This is a genomic window from Runella salmonicolor (genome assembly GCF_024158025.1).
GTDB classification, from domain to species: Bacteria; Bacteroidota; Bacteroidia; order Cytophagales; family Spirosomataceae; genus Runella; species Runella salmonicolor.
The window spans coordinates 260,851-280,500 of the sequence record NZ_JAMZEL010000003.1 but is presented as its reverse complement, the minus strand read 5'-3'; the positions used below and the strand labels follow the sequence as shown (position 1 = coordinate 280,500).

General features: G+C 44.5%; 11 protein-coding genes. 4 read left to right on the top strand and 7 right to left on the bottom strand.

The window, feature by feature from the left end:
• The first annotated feature begins 10 nt into the window (after positions 1 to 10).
• The 4 genes from NCI00_RS10420 (at position 11) to NCI00_RS10405 (ending at position 5,732) form a co-directional block, all read left to right on the top strand.
• Positions 11 to 1,243 carry a carboxypeptidase-like regulatory domain-containing protein gene (locus NCI00_RS10420; RefSeq protein ID WP_253527195.1) on the top strand — a complete coding sequence of 411 codons (1,233 nt, stop codon included), beginning with the start codon at positions 11 to 13 and terminating at the stop codon, positions 1,241 to 1,243.
• Positions 1,244 to 1,365: 122 nt separating this feature from the next.
• A complete protein-coding gene (locus NCI00_RS10415) occupies positions 1,366 to 3,147 on the top strand; it encodes an ABC transporter ATP-binding protein (protein WP_253527192.1) in 1,782 nt (593 codons plus the stop codon).
• A 273-nt stretch (positions 3,148 to 3,420) separates the two neighbouring features.
• Positions 3,421 to 3,747 (top strand): MerR family transcriptional regulator, encoded by a 327-nt coding sequence (locus NCI00_RS10410; protein ID WP_166559190.1) that lies wholly within the window; start codon positions 3,421 to 3,423, stop codon positions 3,745 to 3,747.
• Positions 3,748 to 3,755: 8 nt separating this feature from the next.
• Positions 3,756 to 5,732 carry a hypothetical protein gene (locus NCI00_RS10405; protein WP_253527191.1) on the top strand — a complete coding sequence of 659 codons (1,977 nt, stop codon included), beginning with the start codon at positions 3,756 to 3,758 and terminating at the stop codon, positions 5,730 to 5,732.
• 3 nt (positions 5,733 to 5,735) lie between these two features.
• Here NCI00_RS10405 and NCI00_RS10400 read toward each other — a convergent pair whose 3' ends face one another.
• The 7 genes from NCI00_RS10400 to NCI00_RS10370 form a co-directional block, all read right to left on the bottom strand.
• Positions 5,736 to 8,522, bottom strand: a complete 2,787-nt coding sequence (locus NCI00_RS10400; RefSeq protein ID WP_253527189.1) for an alpha-amylase family glycosyl hydrolase — start codon at positions 8,520 to 8,522, stop codon at positions 5,736 to 5,738.
• A 52-nt stretch (positions 8,523 to 8,574) separates the two neighbouring features.
• Positions 8,575 to 10,428: a glycoside hydrolase family 13 protein gene (locus NCI00_RS10395; protein WP_253527187.1), complete on the bottom strand. Its 1,854-nt coding sequence runs from the start codon at positions 10,426 to 10,428 to the stop codon at positions 8,575 to 8,577.
• Between the two features lie 5 nt (positions 10,429 to 10,433).
• Positions 10,434 to 11,348 (bottom strand): alpha/beta hydrolase, encoded by a 915-nt coding sequence (locus NCI00_RS10390; RefSeq protein ID WP_253527185.1) that lies wholly within the window; start codon positions 11,346 to 11,348, stop codon positions 10,434 to 10,436.
• 184 nt (positions 11,349 to 11,532) lie between these two features.
• Positions 11,533 to 12,837 carry a SusE domain-containing protein gene (locus NCI00_RS10385; protein ID WP_253527183.1) on the bottom strand — a complete coding sequence of 435 codons (1,305 nt, stop codon included), beginning with the start codon at positions 12,835 to 12,837 and terminating at the stop codon, positions 11,533 to 11,535.
• Positions 12,838 to 12,877: 40 nt separating this feature from the next.
• Positions 12,878 to 14,473 carry a RagB/SusD family nutrient uptake outer membrane protein gene (locus NCI00_RS10380; protein WP_253527181.1) on the bottom strand — a complete coding sequence of 532 codons (1,596 nt, stop codon included), beginning with the start codon at positions 14,471 to 14,473 and terminating at the stop codon, positions 12,878 to 12,880.
• A 40-nt stretch (positions 14,474 to 14,513) separates the two neighbouring features.
• On the bottom strand, positions 14,514 to 17,483 hold the full coding sequence (locus NCI00_RS10375) for a SusC/RagA family TonB-linked outer membrane protein (protein ID WP_253527179.1): 2,970 nt from the start codon (positions 17,481 to 17,483) through the stop codon (positions 14,514 to 14,516).
• 250 nt (positions 17,484 to 17,733) lie between these two features.
• Positions 17,734 to 19,617: a helix-turn-helix domain-containing protein gene (locus NCI00_RS10370; RefSeq protein ID WP_253527178.1), complete on the bottom strand. Its 1,884-nt coding sequence runs from the start codon at positions 19,615 to 19,617 to the stop codon at positions 17,734 to 17,736.
• Positions 19,618 to 19,650: the final 33 nt, after the last annotated feature.

Genomic DNA, 19,650 nt, shown 5'->3' with positions numbered 1-19,650 from the left:
AAAACACGACATGAAAACCCTGCTATTGATTGTGCTTATGGCTTGGTGCACTTTTTCCTACGCCCAAACCATCACCATTGAAGGGCGCGTTTTGGATGTTTCTAATAATCAACCCGTTCCCTTTGCGGGCGTGGGCATTGTGGGCAAAAGCGTCGGAACGGTGGCCAATGAGCAGGGGCGATTTAGCTTAAAACTAAGCCAACAATACGCTTCAGAAGTGCTTGTTATCAATTGCATGGGGTATGAATCGTACCAAATCCCCGTCAAAGCCGCCATTCAGTCAAGCCCGCTGGAAATCAAACTGAACGTAAATGCCATTCGGCTGAAAGAAGTGGTGGTGAAGCCCGTAAACCCCACCGAAATTATCTACCAAGTCGTAGCGCTCATTCCCCAAAATTATGACCAAAACCCCAGCATTATTGAAGGCTTTTACCGAGAATCTGTCAAACAAGCACAGGTGAATCAATACTTTGCGTTTTCGGAAGGGGTAATTCAACTCTATAAATCGGGCGTAGATACCAACATTCCCGATCAGACGCGGATGATTAAGGGCCGCAAGAAAGAACTGCCGACCACCGTTGTTACCGTCCAAAATGATACGTGCCCTATTCCGAGCATCACCAACGGACCCTATCTTGGCTATTTTCTGGACGTGGTCCGAGCGCGGGATTTTCCCCTGTATGACTTAAATTCCTACACTTTTGAGTACGACGGCGCCCAAAGCATCGGCAACACTTTTCTGTACAAAATCAACTTTAAAAGCAATTCCGTCATCAAACGCTCAGCTAATCAGCGATTTGCGGCCTACAAAGGAACCCTCTATATCGAAACTGAAAGCCTCGCGGTGGTTAAAGCAGAATATGAATTGAGCGATGCCGCATTGCGTCAATACGAACTCAGCTATCCGGGTATACGCCTCAAACACCGTAAACACATCATCAATTACGCTCCTTTTGAGGGCAAATGGTACCTGCACGATGCCCGCGTGGTGAATGACTTTGAATACGAATATTATGTCTGGCCCAAAGGAACGCGGCCCAAAAACGCTCCCAAGCGCATTGAAGTGGGGGTCGGGCTCCATAATCAAATGGCTTTTGTAACTACTCACATCCACAACCGTAACGTACAAAAATTTCCGTTAAATCAAATTTTGAGAATTGATACCTCTTTTTCGGAACAAAGCATGACCTTTGATGATGATTTTTGGAAGGATTTCAATATCATTGAAGAAGAGGAAAACTAATTCCAAATGCTCACTTTTCGGGTAGTTTCTTTGGCTTCTCGGCAAACGTTTTCTGAAATTTTGGTGTTAAAACCGATAGAGTAGACGAAATACAGTCCCGCAACCCAACTACAAGCGTCATTTTGAAAGCACTCGCTCACCTCAACAAATACTTAGTTAAATACAAATGGTACCTAATTTTGGGGACTGTTTTCACGATTATTTCCAATCTTTTTGGAATCATTCCCGCCCAGCTAGTCCGTTATGCACTTGATTTAGTGAAAGATACGCTTGATGTGTATTTTCTCTTCAAAGGCTCTTCGCTGCAAGCCAATCTTTACGACATTTTCGCGTTTAGTATCTTGCTCTACGGGATTTTGATTCTTATCATGGCCTTGCTGAAAGGGATATTTTTGTTTTTGGTGCGCCAAACCCTCATCGTCATGTCGCGACACATTGAGTATGACCTCAAAAACGAGATTTATGCTCATTATCAAACCCTGCCATTGAGTTTTTTTCGTCGCCAAAATACGGGTGATTTGATGGCACGTATCTCCGAAGATGTCAGCAAAGTACGCATGTATGTGGGGCCGTCCATCATGTACGGCATCAATTTAATCACGCTGTTTATCCTGGTCATCAGCTACATGGTTTCGGTCAATGCCAAACTGACGTTTTATGTATTGCTGCCACTGCCGATTTTATCACTCAGCATTTATTTCGTCAACACCATCATCATGAAGCGCTCAGAAGAATTGCAGGCGCAACTTTCCAGCGTTTCGACCTACGTACAGGAATCGTTCTCGGGTATTCGGGTTATCAAAGCCTTTGTCCGCGAACATGAGCAATTGCGAAACTTCGTCAAACAAAGCAACGACTACCGAAATAAGTCACTGAAATTGACCATCGTAGACTCGTTATTTTACCCATTCATCATGGTTCTCGTGGGGCTGAGCAACGTGCTTATTGTTTTCGTGGGTGGGCAAGAAATCATGTCGGGTCGACTGACGCCCGGCAACATTACGGAGTTTATTTTATACGTAAGTATGCTCACTTGGCCCGTCATGGCGCTCGGCTGGACCACCAGCCAAACGCAGCGGGCGGCCGCGTCGCAACAACGCATCAACGAGTTTCTGAACACAAAAACGGATTTGGTTTCGACCAAAAACCTTGAACATGACATTGCCGGAGATATTCATTTCCGCAATGTAAGTTTTGATTATCCCGATACGGGCATCAAAGCCCTCAAGAACTTTAATCTGAGCGTAAAATCGGGGGAAACCGTGGCCATTTTGGGCACGACAGGTTCGGGCAAAAGTACAGTTGCGAATCTGCTCATGCGCCTGTATGACCCCACCGAAGGCGACATTTCGATTGATGGCATCCCCGTTAAAGATTTCAAACTGCAATCGCTACGCGGGCAAATGGGCTATGTACCACAAGATGTATTTTTATTCTCCGACAGCATTGAATCAAACGTGTCGTTTGGCTCAACCGAAATGTCATTTGAAAAAATTGAACAAGCCACCAAAGACGCTGACCTTTACGCCAACATCATTGAGTTTCCAGAAGGCTTTAACACCCGCGTCGGTGAGCGGGGCATTACGCTTTCGGGTGGGCAAAAACAACGTCTTTCCATCGCCCGCGCCATTGCCCGCGACCCCAAAATATTGATTTTGGACGACTGCCTTTCCGCCGTAGATACACAAACCGAGAACACCATTTTGAACAACATGAGTCGCATCATGAAAGACCGTACGTCGGTCATCATTTCGCACCGGGTTTCGTCGGCGAAACTAGCCGATTTTATCGTAGTGTTGGACGAAGGCCGAATCGTAGAGCAAGGCACCCACGAACTTTTGATGGACCAAAACGGAGTCTATAAAGAACTGTATGAAAAGCAGTTGCAGGGCGAAGAAGTGTAACGAACTGGTTTTATTAAAGCCTTTGGAAACCGAAAAATATTAAATGGCAAATTTGAAATGTAAAAGTGTTGGTAATCAAAAAGCGATGCTTCCATTTTTAAGCTTCGCTTAAACCGTTGTGGCCATTATGATTGACGATTCACACAAACTCTACAGGAACCCGAAAAATATTAAATGGCAAATTTGAAATGTAAAAGTATTGGTAATCAAAAAGCGATGCTTTCAACTAAGGGAAGTTGATTTTTAAGCTTTCCTTAAACCGTTATCACCATTATGCTTGACGATTCACACAAACTTTATTATAACATCAACGAAGTGGCGGCTCGTTACGGTTTTGATGCCTCCAAACTGCGGTATTGGGAATCGGTGTTTCCGATGCTAAAGCCCGAAAAACGCGGCGGTGACCGTATCTACACATCAGCAGATTTGGAAATTCTCGACGAAATTGTCTATCTCGTTGAGCACAAAAAACACAAACTGTCGGCCGCCCGCCAAATCATGGAATCGGACCGCAGTCAGCGAATCAAAATAAAACGGGCTATACAACAGTTGGAAGTTGTTAAACGTTACCTCCAAGACGTCAAAGAACTTCTCAAGTGAAAAACAGCATGAAAATAGGCATAACAGCAGGGCTCATTGCGGGTACTTACCTAATCGCAACATATTTTTCTGGCGAACCCACCCCAACCACCACCCTCCAAGCTGTTCCTGCGCTCAAAGCCCTTCCGCGCGCCCAAGCGGCTCTTGTTCATTTTGAATTTGAGCCTGACCCCAACCGCTACGAAGACCAACAACTCCAATTGAGGGTTGAACGCCGCACCGACAATAAATTATACTTGGTCGATGCCTCAAAACCAGAGCAAGGGCGCACGACCTATTATACCCTCAATGGCAGTGTCAACCGGGTGGATGCTCGTCAACTTACGCAGCAACCGCTTTTACCCAATCGCTGGATTCATCTTGTCAAATACGTCACGGAAGTAGCCAACGTAAATTCGGAAAGCTGGCTCACGTCGGCGTTTAACGTGGCCGCTGGGCAGGCCAAATACGCCGCCGCCTACGAGGCCATTTTTTGGGTGCGGGATTCGTTGGATAAAACCCCCTCTAAAATCGCCTATACTCAGCCGCTTTGGCCCAATAATGGTGCCGTGGGCGACAGTCGGATATTCAAACAAACCCCCGCATTTACGTTGCTTAATAAAAAATACGGCTCTGAATCATTGCCCATTGACGAACCCGTTAAGAACTTACAAAAGGTCAGTTGGAACGTTAACCCCACTAAGTTTAAACTCCTGTACGCGGGTGAAGTGGATGGCTTAATCAAGCACATCAAGCCGCGAAATAAGCAAGGAATTACCCGTTTTGATTCAAAGCAACTCGACCAAGCCGCAGATTGGTTGGCTAAAAGCACGCCTGCCGACGCTTTTTCGGTCGATTTTGAGCCTGGCAAAGCCGAAGAAGGATGGTACTGGGACATGTCGGACCCCAACTTTGGGAAAATCATGTACGAGCTTTCGGACCGGATTTACAAACGCCACGGAAAGTTGTTTTATTCGTGGATTGGTGATGCGCCGTCGTTTACGTTTAAGGGTAACAGCTTCACATTGGACGGATACGCCAACGACAACTGGAGCGCTGGCAAAAAAAATATTGATGACTATTTGGCCATTCATCAAGAAGCAAAATCCATCCAAAACATAAAAATTCCTTATCCGACCATCCTCATGACGGGTTTTGGCTATACCAGCAGCACCGTCAATACGAGTGATGCCACCGACCAACCGCCTCAAGTCTGGAAAGCGCCCGTCAACTGGTACCTGCGAACGCTGGATGTGCTCAATCTCAAATCCCTGATTGTGCCTCAAAAAGTAAAATTTCTCAATTTCATTTGGCCCTACGAAGACAAACCCGCCGACGCCCGACGCAGCTACACGCGGCGATTTAAGGTAGGCAACGGCACCAAAGGCTACATCAGACAACTAGACAATCGGGTGATGTACCCCATGAATCTGGTGCGCGATGCAGTATTTATTCATCTCTGCAATCCACGCGTTTTCTACACCAATTACTGGATTTTTGGCCAATCCTACAATCCGTATCAGGCGTTGAGGTATTCCAAAATCAACGGAAATCTTTCGTGTGAATCGCAAAAGACGGGGGGGTATTTTGTGTATGAGTACCAAGGACCCGACCAACCCACCTGCCCCTCACTCAACGAAGATTACATCGGCAAAGACGCCCTCGGCGTAGCTACTATGGTGCAGGCGCATGAGTTGTTTGCCAAGTATCAGCACATTCTGGATGGCACCCAAACCCGCGAAAGCTACGGTTTTGACTACCAAAGAGCAACGCAGGAAACCACAAAAGCAGTTTGGCAAAATGACACGGGAGAGTTTGCGCGGGCGTTTAAACACAATCAGCCGTGGCTACAAGTGTGGAAAAACCCAAAAACAGGCAAACGCCTGCTGTTGTTTCAAGACAATTTTGCCGAAGCCTTCGAGCCAGTCACGTTTACGACCACCATCAACGGCAAAAAAATAGAGCGAAACGTAGAGGGCAATACGCTGTATTTAGAAGAATTATAATGATTAAAATTCCCGAATAAATCGCTTTATCTGACTTTTTTCTCCCTCCAAAATACGTATCAAATAGCTCCCCAAAGGCAAATCATTGACGGGCAGTTGCTGCTTCATAAAGTTGGACGTTTTTTGAGGTACAAAATACCGAAGCTGCCGACCAGTCATGTCGGTAATCTCAATTTTCACTTCCCCTCGGTAGGTGCTTTCCCACTCCAAATGCAGCCATTTCTGCGAAGGATTAGGAAAGATAAGTAATTCATTATCAAATACAAGAGGTGCTACCGCTGTAATAATCTGTAGTTTCCAAGGTACTAAATTCAACTCAGGAACCGCCATTTTTACGGAAGTTAAAACATGAAATTGACCACTTTGAAAGGTATATTGCGGGTGTGTTGAGGCCACATTTATTTCTTGTCCCGTAAAGTAATCAAACCAACGTCCTGCTGGCAATGAAATTAATTGGTCATTAAGCCCAAAATTAGCAATGACCTGCACGTTCATCGACGAATGATTGAGTGTCAGGCGTTTAATATTATCGAAGGTTTCGAGCGTAAAATCGGTCGTTTTTGTAACTTCCTGCGTAGTTTTGAAGCGAATCAGTTCTGAAAAAACTTTGTACAGTTTCAACCGATTGGCATCTTTTAGGTATTCCCACCGAATGGGCTTTGCCCCTGTACGACCATTTTCGTCAATTGAAACATCGTACCCCAATTCACCAAACTGCCACATCAGCTTGGGTCCAGGCGTAAGCATAAACAGCGCGGCGGCGGCTTTCACCCGTTCCAAGGCGGTCGGGACATTTTTCACTTCAGCATTTCCGTTGATAATGGCATCGTACATTATCCTTTCTTCGTCGTGGCTTTCCATGTAACCAATGGTGGCAGGTTTCTGAAAACCAGCGTGGTTCTTCCACGAAAGGCGATTAAAATTACCTTTACCGTTTTTTACCGCTTCTCGAAACACCCCGTTTTGATTGTCCCACAGCATCATACCGTAGTTGGCGAGTTCGGCTTCTTCCTGATCATCAGCAAAATGCTCCAAAATCACATAAGCCGTAGGGTCATTTTTGCGAATTTGGTCATAAATACGTTTCCAAATAGCCACTCGGCTCGCATCGTATCGTCCCCAACGCGCTACATCAGTGCCTGAATTATTTTGGGTAAATCCTTTGGAAAGGTCGAAACGAAAGCCGTCAAAACGGTACTCTTTCAACCAAAACTCATTGACACGCTGCACGTAGTCTTTGGTAGCAGCAGCCTCGTGGTTAAAATCAAAAAAGACACTGAACGGATGTGTCGCCTGTGGATTAAACATGGGGTTGTTAGCAGCGGGCTGCGTTCCGTCCCAGTACATTTTTACATACGGAAAATCATAGTCGGCTTGGTTCAAAACCATGTCCAAAATGACCGCAATGCCGTTTTCGTGGCACTTATCAATTAATGCCTTTAAGTCGTTGGGGGTTCCGTAGGCTTTGTCGGGAGAAGCATGAAAAATGGGGTTATAGCCCCAAGAGTCATTACCCGAAAACTCCATAATAGGCATCAACTCAAGGGCATTAATGCCCATTTTTTTCAGATAAGGCAATGAGTCAGCTACGGTTTTGTACCAACGACTACCCACAAAATCACGCACCAGGAGTTCATAAATTACCAAATCTTCGTTGGCGGGGCGTTTGAAGTTATTGACCTTCCAAACATAAGGAGCTTGATTGGTTTGCAAGACCGACACAATATTCCCTTGTGCTTTTTGAGGAAAAGGCAACAAATTGGGGTAGGTAGTGGCGGGGATAAATTTATCGCTGTTGCGGTCAAGTATTTTTTCAGCGTAGGGGTCTCCTACGGCGATTATCCCATCTACCAAATACTGAAAAGCATATTCTTTTTGTGGGGTTAAATTTTTGATTTCCAGCCAGTACGTTTGCCCATCAGGTGTACGGTTCATTAAATAATCGGCCTGATTTTCCCAGTTATTGAAATCGCCCAAGACATACACAAACTTTTTATCGGGAGCAAAAAGCACTAAAGTAGCCGAGGTAGCGGAGGTGTAATTGATGCCGTTACGCAATCCCGAAGGCAAAACCGCCACGGCAGGTGAAGGACTGACGGTAAAAGTAAATTCCTCAAAAACCTCCTGATTTGCCGCATTGGCCGTGACACGCACCGTACGGCGTTGGTTAGGGGCCGTTCCAGTTGGAATCGTTACCGAAATACTTGTGTCGGTGGCCGTTGCTACGGCAGTTCCGTCGAGTGTCAAAGTTAATTTAGCCGTAATAGATGCTCTTGCTTTTATGGAGATGGAACGGTTGGCCTCGACGAAAAAGTTTTTTTCGGTTGGGGTATTAAATCGTACAAACAACTGATTGGAGGCGTAAAAGTCAAACAAAAAATCTTCGGTTTGGGCCGAGCCATTGGCGTTTTTCACCAAAACCCCCATCCAACGTAAAGCTTTTCCTCCAGTTACGTTGAGGTATTTATTGGGAGTCAACTTGATAGTCCATATATTATCACTTACGCGGGTCAACAATCCGGGGGCAAAGGGTTGCGAAAAACTCATTTGCCCCGAAGGTCCAAACTCTGCCGTTTTGTTGGCGGGGTCAGACCCGCCCCACGCCCAAATATACAACCCACTTGCTTGGTTAAGTAAGCCTGCTTTTCGATTGTCTTTTGCTTGTGTCAAATCAAAGATTAGGGTAATCTCTCCCTCCGAGGTTGGAAATTCGGGCTTAACAATGAGGGCTTGCCCAAAAGCAAAATTTGCAAAAGAGAGGCAAAAAAGTAACCGCTTAAGCTTTTCCATCGATGGTATTAGTTAATTGATTATCAGACACAATCAGTCCTATTCCTGTACTTTATTTTACTTCAAAAACCACCGCACTTTTCCCTGCGACTGAAAGGGTATTACCCAGGGTCTTTACTTCATCAGTGACTACGTTTTTTACGACACTTCCCTCTTTTAATATTTCCGAATACCTCGCTAAATCCAGCGTTTGAGCTTGTTTGCTTTTGTTCAGCACCACCATGACTTTTGCCTCGTTGGTGTATCTAAAATAAACATACACGCCGCCTGAAGGCGCAAAATGAAGGGTTTTCCCGGTGGCAATAATTGTATTATTTTTCCGCCAATTCAGCAGTTTTTTGAGATAAAGCTGCATATCAAGCTGTTGAGGGCTCAATCCTTTACCCGAAAATGCACTCACGGTATCTTCTTTCCAACCACCCGGAAAATCAGAACGAATCAGGCCATCATTTTTGTGGTGACCCGTATTCTCCATCAACACCTCTGTTCCATAAAACAATTGAGGCACGCCCCGAGTGGTCAATAAAAACGTTAGGGCCATTTTTGTTAGTTCAGCATCATTGTTCAGCTGCGTGTATAATCGGTCCATGTCGTGATTATCGCCCATGGTCAAAATTTGAAAAGGGTTGGCATAGACAAAATCATTGGCCAAGGCTTCGTATAAAGCGGGCAACCCTTTACCAAAATTGGCATCGTCTTTTTCTTTTAATGCCTCTACCAAAGCTGCTTGCAGTGGAAAATCCATAACACTTGTAAGGCAGCCATCATAGCCGTCGGCATTTTGCTTTCCCTTTTGCCAATACGATGTTATCAACGGATTGATACTCCATTCTTCACCTACAATACTGAAATTGGGGTATTCATGCATGAGGGCACAGCTCCAATTTTTCAGGAAGGTTTTATCCGAATAGCCATATGTATCCTGTCTGATACCGCCAAGCTGCAATGTTTCAATCCACCAAATGGAATTTTGAATTAAATAGTTTGCCATAAACGGGTTTTGTCCGTTCATATCGGGCATCATTTTATCAAACCAACCATTTTTCATTAAGTTTTTATCAAACTCAGAGGCATATTTATCCTGATTGACGGTGCGGCGGTGATTGGTAGCTTGATAAGCATTGGGGTAATTAATCCAATTTTTGAAGGGCAAGTCATTCGTCCACCAATAGCCCAAGCCTGTGTGATTGAGCACTTCGTCAAAAATCAGTTTGATGCCTTTTTGACGTGCTTTCAAAGACAACTCTTTGTAATCCTCCAATGTACCAAACCTTGGGTCCACTTTATAATGATTGGTAATGGCATAGCCATGATACGAGTAGCTTGGCATATCGTTTTCGAGCAATGGAGTAGGCCAAATGGCCGTAAAACCCATACTTGAGATGTAATCGAGGCTATTGATAATTCCCCTGATATCCCCCCCGTGCCTTGCTCCCTCAAATTTGCGATTGATTTGGGTTTCTTTCATCGCTGGCACCACATCGTTAGTGTAGTCGCCATTCACAAATCGGTCGGGGGTAATCAGATAAATTACATCCGAGGCATTAAACCCTTTTCGTTCTGCACTTTCAGAAAGCCTTGGAAGCACACTATAGTCATAAGAATAAAGCGTTTTGCCTGCTTTTTGGAAACGAATCGGAAACGTACCCGGCTTGGTGTTTTTTTCGACGACAACATCTATGAACAAATAGTTCTTGCTGTCGGCTTTGTGGATTTTTTTGATAGAAATACCCGGGTAATTAATCACGGGAGTGGTTTCACCAATGTTGTTTCCATGAACCAACAATTGAAGGTTTTTATTTTTCATTCCCACCCACCAATTGAGGGGTTCTACGTGTTGTATTTGAGCAGTTGCGCCGCACCATAAGGCAGACAAAAGAAAGATAAGAGCAATTTTTTTTTGCATGTTCATCATTTTTTTAGTAAAAATTCAATGGGAATAGGAAGTCGTTTTTTCCACGCTTGCTCGCTGTGGGTATCGCCTGGGAAAAATCGGGTCACCCAATTTTTATCCGTAAATCCCTTTGCTTGTAAAATAGTATCAACCTGTTTTTGAAGCGGTGGATAGAGCGCGTCCAGGGTTTGATTGCCATAGTCAAAGTAGATTTTATGCAACTGATAATCAGGCAGGTTTGTATTGAGATATTTAAAAAAAGCCGCGGGAATAGGATTATTGTCGATACTAAAAATCCCTGGCCAGTGGGTAGACAAACAGGCCGCTCCGCCAAATACAGTAGGGTACTCACAAATCGCATACATCGAAATAAGTCCGCCCATGCTCGACCCTGCCACGAAGGTGTTGTTTACATCAGGAAGCGTAGCGTAAGTCTTATCTATCAAGGGTTTTAGCTCAGTTACCAAAAATTTCAGGTAATTGTCTGATACAGGCTGAAAAACTTCCTTTGTTCGGCCTGCTTTTTGGAGTTGTTCAACCACAAATTGTTTTTCTAACGATGTTAATTGCTCGTAGGGTTTTTGTGGAAAATAATCGGCATGACGGCCTTTGTCCGAATTCCAAATACCCACCACGATCGTAGCTTTGATTTTATCATCGGCCATCATTTTGGCCAGTGTTTCATCCACCCCCCATTCCTGTTTGTTCCAATTGTTGGTACTATCAAACAACATTTGTCCGTCGTGCATATAGAGCACTGCGTATTTTTTTTGGGGAGTATATCCTTCGGGTAGCCAAACATCCAAGTTTCTTGCCGAGACGTATTGAGAAGCGAAGTTTTCTATTCTTTTGATGCTTCCGGAGCTGACTTTGGGTAGAGTTTGGGCAAAAGTACCGACAGATAACAGGCTTAGAATCAATAATGATTTCATCGTTTTTAATTTATTCGTTTTCATTGGCATCTCAATTAGACCTTTTGCTGGTAAAGCTACTTGTAGGTCTGAGCTGCCGCTCAAGCATACCGTACTAAACGCGATAGATGATTAAAAAAGCACCGACAAAAGTTTATCGGTGCTTTCGATAATCAACCTATTAGTTTTCAGTTTGGATTTTTATCTATCTTTTAGTGAACTTGTAAGTGGGTTTGGCGGCATTGGTAAAATCAAGAACAATGTCGTACGTACCTGCTTTTACGGCAATATTCGCCCCGCCAGCTTCCATCACCCCATCGGCTTTGTCGTCGCCATAGTTTACAGCCCAATCATCATTTTGGCGGAATTTGATTTCTCCATCAATCAGCTTGATATTGGACAGTGTAAAAATACCTTCGGTACCAAAATCGGGTATAAATTTAGCATCGGGGCCATTCCAGCCGTTAGGAGTGGCACTACCCACTACCCCCCATACTTTGGTTGCCACGATGGTATATTTCAGGGTTTTGAAGTCAACCGTCACCAAGTAAGTCCCTGCTTTTACCACAATATTGTCCCCCCCCACTTCGAGCGTACCGTCAGCGCCTTTGTCACCATAGTTTACGGTCCAATCTTCGTTCTGACGAATCTTGATTTCGCCGTCTTTCAACGTTGCAATCGCTCTCCATTGGTCAGAAGAAGGGTCATAAAAGAAAGGTACATCGGGCGCACTCCAGCCATTGGGGGTAGCCGAGCCGACAATTCCCCACGAAAATTTCTCCACAGTGTATTTGAGGGCTGTTAAATCCACTGTGATTTTATACGAACCTGCTTTGACCGCGATATTGTCTCCCCCTTTTACAAGCGTACCGTTAGTGCCTCCGTAGTTTACGTCCCACTTGTTGTTTTCACGGAATTTAATTTCGCCATCGGTGAGTGTCACATAGGCTACATACACGTTGGATTTGTCGGTTTTATAGAAAGGCAAATCGGGTGTCGCTCCCCAGTTATTAGCAGCCGACCCCACCACACCGAGATTCGTACTCAGGTCAAGTTTGTCCAGATAAGGCGTTGCTTTCAGCGAAACAACCGACGAATTCAGATTGGTACTTCCGCCCAAAAACGACTGCACTTTTACGTCCACATCTCCAGCAGTGGCTACTTTCAAGCCTAATTTCAATAAAATAGGGTTTAATTCTGAGGTTTTGAAGGTTTTTTTCAGTTCGGCCCCCGTTGTGATGGTAGCCGCATTTGAGAAATCTCCTCCTTTTTTATCAATCAAAATCGTGTATGCTGCGGGGGCGTTGAAACCATAATCAGGTTTTGCCCACGAAATCGTCAACGCATCTTTATCGGCATTTTCTTTGGTCAACACCACCGACGAGGCCGAAAGTGTCACCACAGGCACAGCTCCTGAATTAATGACTGCCTTTATTTCGTCTTTTTCGCAGGAGTTCAACGTCGTTAGGACTACGACAGCGTATATGAATTTATGAAACCAATTTTTCATGTTTTTTTTTGTTAATCTGTAATCAGAGATTTTCAGGGGCTTAATAACCAGCATTTTGCACCAAATTAGGATTGGCCGTTAAGTCGGTAGAAGGGAGAGGGAAGATTTTCAAATAATCCTGCACGCCTGCCCCGTCTTTTACACCGCCTTTCCACGCCCATAAGTAAGAGGAACTGGTAAATTTGCCGAAGCGTAACAAGTCTGTACGACGGCCACCTTCCCAAGACAACTCACGACCGCGCTCGGCCAATACAAAATCAGGGGTTAAATCAGCCGCTGCAATATTCCCCGACGTATTTCCGTAGGCTCTTACCCGAAGTTTATTGACATAATCAAGTGCCAATGCTTTATCACCAGCCCCGCGTGCCGCTGCTTCAGCATAAATCAAATACGCATCCGCCAAACGAAACATAGGGAAATCAGTATCAGGATGGGTTAAATTCGTTCCAACCTTGCCAGCAGAGGTTATATTTTTGTATTTAGGCATGGCATAACCATCGGTAAAAGTGGGAATTTCGTTTATTTCCAACTTTTGTCCGTCGGTATAAAACATGGCTCTTTTATCAGTCTTGCCCGATGGGTCAGCAAACAGTTTTACAAAGGAAGGCGTTACTCGAACACCGCCCCAACCGCCGTCGATACCATAACTCGAAGCGGGCATCGAACCACCCACGGGCGCGTGGCACAGAAAAGTCATCCCCCCCCAGGTTTGGCTGCGGTTTCCGTCGGCCGCCAATGCCCAAATTACCTCAGTTGAGTTATGGTTGTCGGCTTTAAACAAATCATCGTATTTTGACTGCAAACTGTACCCTGCATCAATCACTTTTTTGGCATAAGTGGCAGCATCGGCATAACGGTTGCCTTGGCCTTGTGCCTCTGCGTTGAGATACAGTTTGGCAAGCAGCATCCACGCCGCCGCTTTGTCAGCACGGGCATATTCATTTTTACGCGCTTCAACCAACTCACTATCAATGGCTTTCAGTTCTGACTCAATGTAAGCAAACAAGTCCTTCGCATTTGTCTGTTTAGGTGGCGCTGAGCCTACAACGTCGTTATCGGTCACAAATGGCACATTTCCCCCAAACAAATCTAACGCGTGCCAGTAGCTCAGTGCCCGCAGAAAACGCGCTTCGGCCCGCAGGGCTTTTGCATCGGTAAGGATTGTACCTGACACTCCCCTTTCCGCCAATTTTACATCGCTTGTTTCGCGAATAAATTCATTACAAGAGGCGATTTGATAGAAAACTCGGTTGTAAAAACCCCTCACAAAAGGATTATTGGAAGACCATTTCATTTGGTGCAACTCAGGCAAACCCGCGTCACTCCAAGCAATTACGGCTTCGTCGGTCGTAAGTGTTTGTAAGTACCAATAATTGCGCAAATAACTCGAAAAGCCTTCGTCCATCCCTTTGATGTCTTTGGTACGGTCGTCGCCAGCAGGCCCTTGCTGACCTGTTAGCATCAACCCCGCGTACAGCTTTGCACCTACTTGTCGGTAAGCAGCGGGGTCGTTATAAACAGTTGCCGAAGTAACCTCATTAAAAGGCATTCTGTCAAGGTCTTTCACACAAGAGGATACCGCCAACGCCAGCGCAAATCCTCCCACTATTTTATTTATATGGATGAAATTCTTCATTTTTTCTTGTTTTTTGGAAACGTTTGTTCGTTATAAACTCCTAAAATCCAATGTTTAAACCCAAAGTATAAGTCCGAGGCAAGGGGTAAATATTGTTGTCAATACCACCGCTTACTTCGGGGTCAAGTCCCGTGTATTTTGTGATAACAAACACGTTTTGTACCGTTGCAGATACGCGTGCGGAGGTTCTTCCGCCAAAAAGTTTACCCAAATCATAACCCGCAAAAAGGTTGTCCATGCGCAGGAAAGAGGCATTTTCCATGTAGTAATCCGAGAAATACTGCGGGGTGGCAAACTGGGTTACGTTGACGTTGGGCACCACATTGGCCAATGAGTTGTTGGCTCCTTGGAACGCCTGCAACACACCGCTCGTAGAAACAATGTTGTTATAAACATAGTTGCCAAAGTTGCCCCGAACCACAAAACCTCCGCTCCATTTTTTATAAGAAGTTTGGGCATTGAAGCCGATAAAAACGCGTGGCGCGGGAGATTTGTAGTGATAATAATCGTCCACGGTAATTTTACCATCCTGATTGCGGTCAACGTACACACCTTCAACGGGTTTACCGTTTTGGTCATACACTTGCTGCGCCACAAAATACGACGATGCCGGATACCCCACCGAATGGATTTGAATGGTGCTACCCACACCGCCCGCGATACCGCCTACCAATACCCCTTTGTAATTGGGGTCGTTGGCCGAGGTTAATTTGGTGATTTTGTTCTCGTTGTAAGTCGCATTGAAGCCCAAATCAAGCGTAAAATCTTCTTTACTGATGGCATTGTAATTCAACAACAGCTCCAATCCTTTATTTTCAATCGAACCTACATTCGACAGGATTTCGTTGGTGAGGTTGGTACCTGCCGCAACTGGCACAACGTTTAGTAAGTCCGTAGTTTCTTTCCGATAGTAATCAATACTACCCGATACTCTTGCTTTTTTGAACGCAAAATCCAAGCCTACGTTTTGGGTAACGGTTTGCTCCCATTTGATGTTGGCGTTGTATCCCTCAGCACGCAAAGTAGTATAAAACGTGTTTCCCAGTTGCTGCTGAGCCGTGGCTGTACTTGGCGTATAGCGTGCCAAATAGGCAAAGTTTTGACCTACATCCTGCTGCCCTGTTACCCCATATCCTAGGCGCAACTTCAAGTCAGACAATACGTTAGAATTTTTCAAGAACTCCATTTCGTTGATTTTCCACGCAAAAGCCGCCGATGGGAAAGTTCCCCAACGGTTGTCTTTGGCAAAACGGGACGAACCGTCGCGGCGAAGTGTAAAGGTCAACAAATAACGGTCTTGAAGATTCAGATTTGCCCGTCCAAAGAAAGATACCAACGTATTTTGGGTTTTGTAAGGGCTATCGTTGATGATTTTGGTTTCTGCGGCATCTTTGGTAATGCTCGTGGTGGTATTCAAAAAATCTTGGTACGAGTAACCCGCCGTTAAGTCAATGCGCGTATCCTTGGTGAGGTCTTTTACGTAGTTGAAGTAAAAATCCAATAACTTATTGGAGCGGTCTTGGGTATAGACTGTTTTTTCGCCACCATTACTAAAATTGGAGGCTGCCAATGCGGGTACAAAGCGATTACCATCACTTTTGGAAATATCATAACCAACGTTCAGATTGGCGTGTAGTTCGGGCAGAAAATGGAATTTATAGTCCAACTGCATATTACCGATACTGCGATTAACGGTACTTTTATCGTCCGTCAAATCCAGCAATCCAAGCGGGTTACGGGTTGCAATGGTGTTTGGTTTTCCGTCGGCATTTACCCACTCAAAATAACCGCCGTACGATTCTTTGCCCGAAAAAATAGGTTGAGTAGGGTCAAAAGCAACTGCTGCACCTATTGCCCCTTGGTTGGCAAAACGATTTTTAATAGTAGATGCTTTGACGTTAATATCCACTTTCAAGTGGTTGTCGAGCAGCATCGGAGTCAAACCTACCGAAGCCGAAGTCCGCCCCATATTGGAGGTTTTTAAAATACCATTTTGATTGGTATATCCCACAGATACGCGGTAGGGCATATTCTTTACCGAACCTGTAACACTCAAGTTGTTGTCGGTGCTGACAGCCGTACGATAAATTTCCTTTTGCCAGTCGGTAACAGCCGACCCCAGTAATGATTTTTGAGTACCCGTCCCGTATTGATTGACTAACGCCCGAAAATCATCGGCCGAGAGAACTTCAATTTGCCCCGTTCTTTGACCAACGGAAGCCTGAGTACTCAAATTGACGCGCATCACGTCGCCTTTCTTTCCTTTTTTAGTCGTAATCATAATGACCCCGTTAGAAGCCCGCGAACCATAAATAGCGGTGGCAGAAGCATCTTTCAGGATATTAAACGACTCAATGTCATTGGGGTTGATTAAACTCAGCGGATTGGGAGCGCCTTTCAATTCGCTGTTGTCCAAAGGTACACCGTCAATGACGATGAGGGGGTCGTTGCTGGCGTTCAATGAAGCACCTCCGCGAATACGGATGGTACTCCCCGCACCTGGCGCACCGCCATTGGGCGTAATTTGCACCCCAGCCACTTTACCGGCTACTAGTTGGTCAGGGGTAGCAATGTTCCCTTTGTTAAAATCAGCTGTCGTAATAGAAGCAATCGAACCCGTAAGGTCTTTTTTGCGCTGCGTACCGTAACCAATGACCACCACTTCGGCCAACTGTTTGTTGTCATTAAGCAACGTCACGGAAACTGTCGTGCGGTTTCCTACCGCCACTTCCTGCGTAGTCATTCCTACAAAACTGAATACCAACGTGGCATTGGCAGGCGTTACAATTTTGAAGTTTCCTTCGGCATCGGTTTGGGTTCCTCTGGTAGTACCTTTCACTAAAACACTCACGCCGGGCAATGCCGAGCCGTTGCTTTCCTGCACTTTTCCGGACACGGTAAGGTCCTGTGCCGTGGCAGAGGCTACTGCCAGTATCCATACCAACACCATGAGTTTCAACCGAGGGGCTGCGCCCACTTGCCAAAACATGCTATAGAACTGAATCATCATAGGTTTTTTTAATAAATTGTTTAGAAGATTTTGCCTAAGAAATTGACTTTACAAACCGTAATTGTCAAAAACTTCTTGCAAAAGTACCATCAGTATTATGGCGAATCGTTCCACTTTGTAGTTTGAAACCTATTTTAAAACACAGGTTTTAACACAGCTCAAATCAGCTGATTTTCAGAAGGTTTAAGAGAACCAAGTGCGTTCCACTTTATAAGGTGGTACTTATTGGGGGAGAAAAAAGGCGTATTTTCTATTCTTCAACCCGCGACTCGTAGAAGAATTCACGAGGGGTTTGTTGGGTCATTTTCTTAAATGCTCGGTTGAAGGAAGTTTTAGAATTGAAACCCACTTCAAAGGCAATAGACAACATGGTATATTGCCGGTTGCGAGGGTCTTCAAAACGTAGTTTAAATTCCTCTATACGATATTCATTGATGAAGTCAAAAAAGTTTTTATTGTACCCTTCGTTGATAATTTTAGAAAGAAGATGCGGCGTCATTTTGAGCTTCTGAGCAAGTTCATTGAGCGTCAGTCCAGGGTTGGTATAGGGCTTGTTTTTCTTCATGTAGCTTTCCACCTTCTCTTTGTAATTGGAGAGATTTTCGACCAATTCGGGTTCTTTTTCTACCAAAGGAGTAAGGGCATCCTGAATAATAATCGAAGGTTCATCGTTGGGTTTCAGAAAGGAAATGGGCTGCGTTGGTAATTTAAAGATTTCGGGTTGATGAATGGCAAAATACCCCAAAAAATAAGGAATCGTCGAAAAAGCCAGCCAAATCGTATCAATACTTTTTTGGACAATGGATATGGTATCCATTTTTAGAAAATAGCCTACCACAAAAAGCCCCCCCGAAAATAACCATAAAACCAAACAAACAGCCTGCAAGGAAAGTACTGTTGAAAGGTATTGCAGATTTTGTTCATAAGAAGCCTGATTAGCATATAAAGCTCGGTACGACCTAATTACCCGCCGGCTGGCCAACCAATAATACACATTTACCATCAGCGCCACCGTACCCGTTCCCCAAAAAAGCCATATCAAATCTACGTCACGATTCACGATTTTGATTTGAAGGCTTTTGTCTTCCATTAAAAAATAGGGCAAATACATCAAAAACTGCAGGCTGGGCAACACAAAATGCCCCCACCATTTAGAAGGGAATTTAGGCGTCTTGAAAAGCAGTTTTTGAATATAAAAATAAAAAAGCGGTGCGTACAGAAACAGCACAAAATCGGGAATTAACAACAACTTTGTGTACTCTTGTGCCACTTCCCGATAAGCACTTACTACTCGAATCAATACAATAACAGCCATAAATGCCAACGAGACTACCAACCAACGATTTGCCTGACGGTTGTAGTCCTGCATAGACGTTATGGCAATAATCAATAAGGCACTTTGAAAGGCTGAAAATAGCAAAAGTAAGTCGTAAATGGAGATAGAGTGAAAGGTGCCAGATAAATCTTCCCAGCTAATTATTTCGACGGTAATATTATCGCTTTTTAATGATTCATTACGATAAAGCAGCCGATTGGGTCGAGTTTTTCCATTTTCTTTTCCTTCTACGCTATTCCAATCGCCACGCGAAAATTTATACTCAAGGCGATCCAAATCAGACACAACGGTAACACGATACGTTCCATCCATCTGTCGTTTCAGCCGATAGTTCTCATCACTAGTATTCCAGTTATTAAAATTGCCCGTAATGTAAATTACCGCATCTTTTGGGGTATTGGCAGGAATGGATGTAACTACAAACCGATACGTAGCGTGCGCTTCCCAACCTTCTATTTGAAGTTGTAACAATTTAGGATTGGGCTCTGTCAAACGGTCATAGACACGGTCAGGGCGGCTGTTTCCCTCTGAATCTCCTTCTACCAAACCCCAACTTCCTTGGGTTACTTTGTATTTGAAATGCGTAAGAGAATCAGGTAATAACAACGAGTACACGCCATTTACATCGCGCTTTAGCTCAAATTCAACATCGCCAGGTTGCCAATTGTTAAAATCACAAGCCAAAAAAAGACGTTGATTGGCTGTTTTAAACGGAGTATGTTTTGTTATCTCCACCCGAATTTGCGCAAAGGCAAAGAATGGCAACCCAAAAACAACCAATAACAACAACCTCTTCATAGCTTTCAAAAATTGACATCGGTGCGTTGAAAA